At 71.3% G+C, this 6,073-nt stretch carries 8 protein-coding genes; 5 read left to right on the top strand and 3 right to left on the bottom strand.

What is annotated here, in order from left to right:
- Positions 1-158: SDR family NAD(P)-dependent oxidoreductase (locus tag AB0946_RS41070; RefSeq protein WP_366765851.1), on the bottom strand; the 158-nt coding region annotated here is incomplete at its 3' end.
- A gap of 115 nt (positions 159-273) precedes the next feature.
- Positions 274-720 carry a DUF1772 domain-containing protein gene (locus tag AB0946_RS41065; protein WP_366765849.1) on the bottom strand — a complete coding sequence of 149 codons (447 nt, stop codon included), beginning with the start codon at positions 718-720 and terminating at the stop codon, positions 274-276.
- A gap of 90 nt (positions 721-810) precedes the next feature.
- Between AB0946_RS41065 and AB0946_RS41060 the strand changes: the two genes are divergently transcribed.
- Entirely contained in the window at positions 811-1,389 is a 579-nt protein-coding gene (locus AB0946_RS41060) for a TetR/AcrR family transcriptional regulator (RefSeq protein WP_366765848.1), read from the top strand.
- A 92-nt stretch (positions 1,390-1,481) separates the two neighbouring features.
- Here AB0946_RS41060 and AB0946_RS41055 read toward each other — a convergent pair whose 3' ends face one another.
- Positions 1,482-2,039 (bottom strand): DUF3291 domain-containing protein, encoded by a 558-nt coding sequence (locus AB0946_RS41055; RefSeq protein WP_366765847.1) that lies wholly within the window; start codon positions 2,037-2,039, stop codon positions 1,482-1,484.
- Between the two features lie 434 nt (positions 2,040-2,473).
- Between AB0946_RS41055 and AB0946_RS41050 the strand changes: the two genes are divergently transcribed.
- From AB0946_RS41050 to AB0946_RS41035, 4 genes are all read left to right on the top strand, one after another.
- Positions 2,474-3,139, top strand: coding sequence for an HAD-IA family hydrolase (locus AB0946_RS41050; RefSeq protein ID WP_366765846.1), 666 nt, complete (start codon positions 2,474-2,476; stop codon positions 3,137-3,139).
- Positions 3,140-3,268: 129 nt separating this feature from the next.
- Positions 3,269-4,330 (top strand): monodechloroaminopyrrolnitrin synthase PrnB family protein, encoded by a 1,062-nt coding sequence (locus tag AB0946_RS41045; protein ID WP_366765845.1) that lies wholly within the window; start codon positions 3,269-3,271, stop codon positions 4,328-4,330.
- 4 nt (positions 4,331-4,334) lie between these two features.
- Positions 4,335-5,408: a hypothetical protein gene (locus AB0946_RS41040; protein ID WP_366765844.1), complete on the top strand. Its 1,074-nt coding sequence runs from the start codon at positions 4,335-4,337 to the stop codon at positions 5,406-5,408.
- Entirely contained in the window at positions 5,405-6,073 is a 669-nt protein-coding gene (locus AB0946_RS41035; protein ID WP_366765843.1) for a class I SAM-dependent methyltransferase, read from the top strand. The genes AB0946_RS41040 and AB0946_RS41035 overlap by 4 nt, the downstream gene beginning before the upstream one ends.

Below are 6,073 nucleotides of genomic sequence, written 5' to 3'. Positions count from 1 at the left end.
TCGCCGCCGATCTCGGCGACGGCCTTGTCGAGGGTGTCCTTGCGGCGGCCGGTGATGTAGACGCGGGCGCCTTCCTCGCGGAAGCGGCGGGCGGTGGCCAGACCGATGCCGCTGGTGCCGCCGGTGACGACCGCTGTCTTGCCGTCGAGCTGTCCCATGGTGGTTCTCCTTGCCGGGGTGGTCCGGGCGGGCCACCGTTCCGTTCAACCTTCAATCACCGTAGACCTCGAAAGGTGACGTGTCAACTAACTGAGTGGCGGTGCGGCGGTGGTGTCAGGCGAGGGCGGCGACGAGCAGGGTGAAGGCGGCGACGATGACGGCGACGCGGATGTAGTGCCAGCTCTGCCAGCGGTTCAGCTGCCGCTTCCAGTCCGCGGGCCGGTTCTCGGGGGTCCAGGTCTTGTTCCGGTTGTTGATCGGGACGAGCAGCAGTATCGACATGACCACGCTGACGATCAGCAGTACGGCGGCGGTGACGACGAGTCCGGCGCCGTGGTGGTGCCATCCGGCGACCGCCCAGATCGCGCTGAGGACGAGCGAGCCGACGTACCAGAAGGGCATCAGGGCGCCGAGCATGCGGCCGCCGTGGGCGTGGCCGAGCTGGCCGCTGTCCTCGGGGAGCGCGTCCAGGATCCGGTTCATGATGAAGGCGACGGAGAACTCCACCCCCACCATCAGGCCGACGACGACGGTGGTGACGACCTCAAGTGCGTTGAGCATGACGATCCTCCGTTGGACTAGCGTTGCTAGCTGATGAAGCAACGCTAGTACTGCTGCCGCTCGGTTGTCTAGCAGTGCTAGGATCCATGTATGTCGGTACAGGAACGCAAGCAGCGCGAACGGGCGGAGCGCGAGCGCCTCATCGTGGCGACAGCCCGTGAGCTCGCCGAGCAGCTGGGCTGGGAGGCGGTCACCACCCGCCGGCTCGCCGAGAGCATCGAATACAGTCAGCCCGTCCTCTACAGCCACTTCCGCGGCAAGCGCGAGATCATCGGCGCCGTCGCCCTCCAGGGGGCCGGCGAACTGGCCGCGGCGGTACGGGCCGCGACCTCCGTCGCGGACGGCCCGCGCGCCCGGGTCGCCGCCCTGGCCCGCGCCTACTTGGACTTCGCCGCGCGCAACCCGGCGGTCTACGACGCTCTGTTCCAGCTCGACGGCGGCCTGGCGTACGCGCAGGAGGACACCCCCGAGCCCCTGAAGGACGCCTTCGCGGCCCTGCTGGAGACGCTCGAGGGGGTCGCCGGCGACGGTGTCCCGCCGGGGCTGTACACCGAGGTGTTCTGGGCGGCACTGCACGGCCTCGCGACCCTGACCCGTGCGGGCCGTCTGCTGCCCGAGGACGCCGAGGCGAGGGTGGAACTGCTGGTGGACCGGCTCGCCGTGGTCTGACACGGCGTCCCGGCGGCACGCGGCCGGGGCCCCCGGCGGAGGCGTTCGGCAGCGAACCCAGTCGTTCAGGCTTCTTCGTTCACGCTTCTCCGTCAGCGAACCTGGTCGCCCTCCGGCCCGATGCCCTTGACGCGGGCCGGGGTGCCCTCCGGGGTGAACGAGCGGTGGAAGGTGAAGGCGTGCGGCGCGGAGTCGTGGTCGCGGAGGTGTTCCAGCCGGGAGACCCCGTCCTGCCAGGTGGGTGTCACGCCGTCGGAGACCCACCAGATCACGTGATTCGGGTGCCCCGTCCTCTCGAACCAGTCGTGGCGCCTGTTCAGCGCCGCACGGTGCAGACCGGTGTAGACGGCGTCGAAGGCGGAGCGCAGGCCGGTCCAGAGGGAGAGGGTCGCGGCGAGGGCGGTGGTCTCCACGGTACGGCCCTTGTCGTACCAGGCCGGCACGGCGAACTCTCCCCACGCCCCCCAGTCCGCCCCGAACAGAACGCCCCGGTCACCTTCTGCCGTCTCGGCATGAGCGAGGTGACCGGGGTGCTGACTGAACTTCCGGTAGACGGCCTCACCTGTGGCGTAGAACTCGCTCGTGAGGGGCGCGGGATCGGTGAGGGGTGACTTCAGGACGCCGAACGTGTACAGCGCGAGATGGGGCATGCGTCTCTCCCTGGTCGTGGGTGCCTGGTGTGGATCCGGTTCGGTGGCTCACGCCGCGGGGCGTGGAGGTGTGGGGCGTGACCGGCTCTCCCGTCGCGGGTGACTCGGTGAAGGAACTCCCGTGCGGCCGTGGGCGATTGCCGAAGACCAGGTGAACGTAGCCGCCTTTGCGGACGGTGTCGAAGTTGCGTTTTCCCCGTCGAAGTGGCCTCGTGCACCGGTCCTTGCGGGGCCCGGGGTGTCCGCGCGCCTGGCGTGTCCGGCGCGTGTCGGGCGTGTGTCCGGTGTGTCTGCCGTGACGGCCGGATTGTGCTTGCGGCTCTGTGGGGCGCCACCTACAGTGAATGGTCCAGACCAAAGGAGCCATGGGCTTCCGGGCTGCAACGTAGGGGCGGCGGGGGCCTTGTGGTTCCGCCGCGTTGGGGGGGCGGGCAGTGCTGGTACGGGGAAGAGCGGGATCCGGTGGTCCCGGACGACTGGTCGTTCTGGACTTCGACGGAGTGCTGCTCGACACGGAACGCATCGCCGTCACCGTCTGGCGGGAACTCCTGCGCGACCACTCGCCGCGTTCGCGTCTTCGGCCCACGGTCCGGCCGGACGGCACGCTCGACCGGGAGGCTTGGCGGCGGTGTCTGACGGACCGGCTGGGCGCTCGCGGCACCCGTCGCCTGTGGGGCGAGTTCGAACGCCGCAACCGTGAACAGGCGGACCTCGCGGACACCAAGAGCGGTGTGCGTCCCTTCCTGGCCCACTGCGCCGAACGCGGACACCGGCTGGCCGTCGCTTCGGGGAACGCCCTCGACTGGGTCGAGGGACACCTGGCGCGGCTCGGCATCCGGTCCTGCTTCGCGTCCGTGAACTGCGCGGGCCCCGGCGTGAGAACCAAGCCGGCCCCCGACACCTACCTGCAAGCCCTCAAGTGCGTACCGTCGCCCGGCTCCGAGGTCCTCGCCGTAGAGGACTCGTACACCGGTCTGGCCGCTGCCCACGCCGCGGGTCTGCCGTCCGTGTGGCTCACGGACGTGCCCCTGCCGGCCGTACCCCCCGTCCCGGTGTCGCGGCGGGTCCGCACCCTCGACGAACTCATCGGCTCCCTCTGAGGACGACCCGTCCGCCGGCGGCACCACGGGCCGCGGACGTACGACTTCGTGTCCCTCGCGCGCCCGCCGGCTGTCACGCGTGCGCGCTCACACCCGGAGACTGTCATTTCCACACTTCTGGCTCTGCCCATGCGTGAACTGGATCTGCGCGTGGCCGCCCTGGACCCCCTCGGCGTGGTCCATGAGATCCAGCGACTGCCCCTCCTCAACCGGGCCGCGGACATCGCGGGCCTGACCCGTCTCGCCCGGGCCTGGACCGGCCGGGTCGACGGCAACCGCTACGACGCGGCCACCGCCGGCGCGGCCCTGCGCGACATCGGTTTCGTCCTGGCCTCCCTGGAACGGCACGGCGTCGACTACCGGGTCGTGGAAGGAGCCGAGGAGATCCTCCTCAAGCTCGGCGCCCTCGCCGACGAGGTGCCCCGCGACAGCGTCTACACGTACGCGCTGCGCAATCCGGAGCACGCCACCCGGTCCTTCACCGAACTGCCCGAGGAGGCACTGTTCATCCGGGAGGTCCGCACCGCCGGATTCGCGCTGCGGCCCGCGGTCGACGCCCTCACCGAGGCGCTGCCGCTCGCCGTCGACGACCGCGCGCTGCCGGACCTGCTGGCCGCCGCCACCGAGGGCTTCGCGGTGTTCGCCCGGTCCTTACTGTCCGTGAAACGCCAGGTGACACCCGAGACCTTCTCCTACGAGATGCGCCCCTACTTCCCCCCGATGACCGTCGGCGGGCAGGTGCTCTACGCGCCGGGCGGCGCCCAGATGACACCACTGCTCGTCGACATCCTGCTGCTCCGGCCGGAACCCGGCGAGGCACGGGAGGAGTGGTACGAGCAGTACCTGCGCGAGAACGTCGGCTATCTGCCCGCCGCGTACCGGGTGGCCGGCGACCGGGCGCGCCGGCACCGCCCGCTGCTGCCGCGCCTGGTCGAGGAGGCCGGACGCGAGGCCGTACCGACCGCCCGCACCACCCGCACCGTGACCGCGCTCAGGGGCCTGATGAGAGAGGTGCTCAAATTCAGGATCCCGCACCTGCAACTCGCCAGGGCCAACATGAACGTCCGCCCCGACGGCTCCCTCGGCAGCGGCGGCTACACCACCGACTCCCTCGACCACCTGGCAGAGCTGACCCTGTCCCGGCACCAGCTCCTGTCCACCCTGCCGGCCGGCCGGACCACGGAGGCATGACCCGGTGTTCGAACCCTTCATCCCCGGTACCGTCCACCACCCGCTCACCGCGCCCCTCGGACCCGTGCGGCCGGTGGCGGAGGTACACCTTCGCTACCCCACCCGCCTCAACGCCATGGCCCTCCAGCCCGGCGCCATCGCCGGGGACAACAACCTCATCTACGACGCCGGAGAGATCGTCTTCTCCGTGGCCCGGTTCCACCACGTGCACCTGCGCCGGCTCGACCCCGGGTCCGGCCTCGTCCTGGACCCGGCGATCCGCAGACCGGACCTCGTCACCCACGCGGCCCGGATCATGTACGCGGCCCTCGGCACCGAGTGCGACCTGTGGATCGGCGTGGAGAGCGACCCGTTGCCCGTCCACGCGGGGTTCGGCTCCAGCAGCAGCCTGATCGCCGCGGTGGCCACGGCCGTCAACCACCTGCACGGCAACCCCGTGGACCGCGCCGACCTGCTGCCCTACCTCACCGGCAACCACGGCGAGGAGCACGGCAGCCTGCCCGGACGGCTCACACCCGTCCAGTGCATCGGCGGGTCGGCCGCCTCCGGCCTCTACCCCGGCGGTGTGCAGATCGTCGCCGGACGCAGCACCGTCGTGATGTCCGCACCGGTCCCCGACCACCTGTCACTGGTCATCGGTGTTCCGCGCACCCAGGGGGAACGTCCCACCGACGAGCTGATGGCAGCCGAGGCCGCGCACTTCGACCGCTTCCGCGCCACCGGCGAACGCTGGGCGCCGACCATCGCGTTCCGCACGCTCCACGAGGCCATGCCGGCCGCCCTGCGCGGGGACCTCGCGCCGCTCGGCTCCCTCGTCTTCGACTACCGGTTCCGGATGGGCAGCATCGAGAACTGCGCCTTCTCCCACCCCGGCCTCGTGGAACTGGCCAAGGACGTGGAACCCCTGTGGCACGAGAAGGCCGCCACCGTACTCGCCCTGTCCTCCGTCGGCCCGGCCTTCTTCGCCCTCACCGCCGAACCCGACCGGTGCGCCGGCCACTTCGGCGCCCTCGGCATGGACGTCCTGCGCGCACGCCCGCACAACGGCACCTACGAAGAGACGGAGTCCGCCCGATGACCGAAGTGCGACGAGCCGCCGAGCAGGCCGCCGCGTACTGGAACGCGCCCGGCACGGTCCGGGAGTTCCGTTCCCTGCCGGTGCAGCCCTACCTGACCGAGCTGCTCGCCGGCATCCCGGTGACGGGCCCCGCCCTCGACCTCGGCTGCGGTGGCGGCAGGAACACCATCGCCCTGCTCGACCGGGGCTTCGACGTCGTCGCCGTGGACCTGCACCACAGCATGGTCGAGGCCACCCGCGCCAGGACCGCCGGGTACCCGCCGGGCCGCATCCGGGTCGTCCAGGGCGCGGCCCACGCCGTCCCGGCCGACGACGGCCACTTCGCCCTCGTCGTCTGCTACGGCGTCCTGCACAACGCCGTCGACCGGGCCCAGTGGAACGCGGCGGTCCGTGACATCGGGCGCGTGCTGCGCCCCGGGGGGCTGCTGGCCCTGAACAGCTTCACCGCGGACTTCCTGGACCCGCGCCTGCGTCCGGGCACCGAGGAGGGCCAGTACGTCCTGCCCGACGGGGTGCCCATGACGCTGCTGCCCGGCACGGAGATCCTCGACGCGTTCGCCGCCGCCGGGCTCCGTCCCGAAGGCACCACCCACACCTACCGCCGCGAGCTGGACGTCGGACCGCGTGCCGTGCTGCGCTGCACCCTGCGCCGGGCGGAGGACTGA

This window comes from Streptomyces sp. NPDC046870 (assembly GCF_040704595.1).
Classification (GTDB): Bacteria; Actinomycetota; Actinomycetes; order Streptomycetales; family Streptomycetaceae; genus Streptomyces; species Streptomyces argyrophylli.
This window is presented reverse-complemented; position numbering and strand designations above follow the sequence as displayed.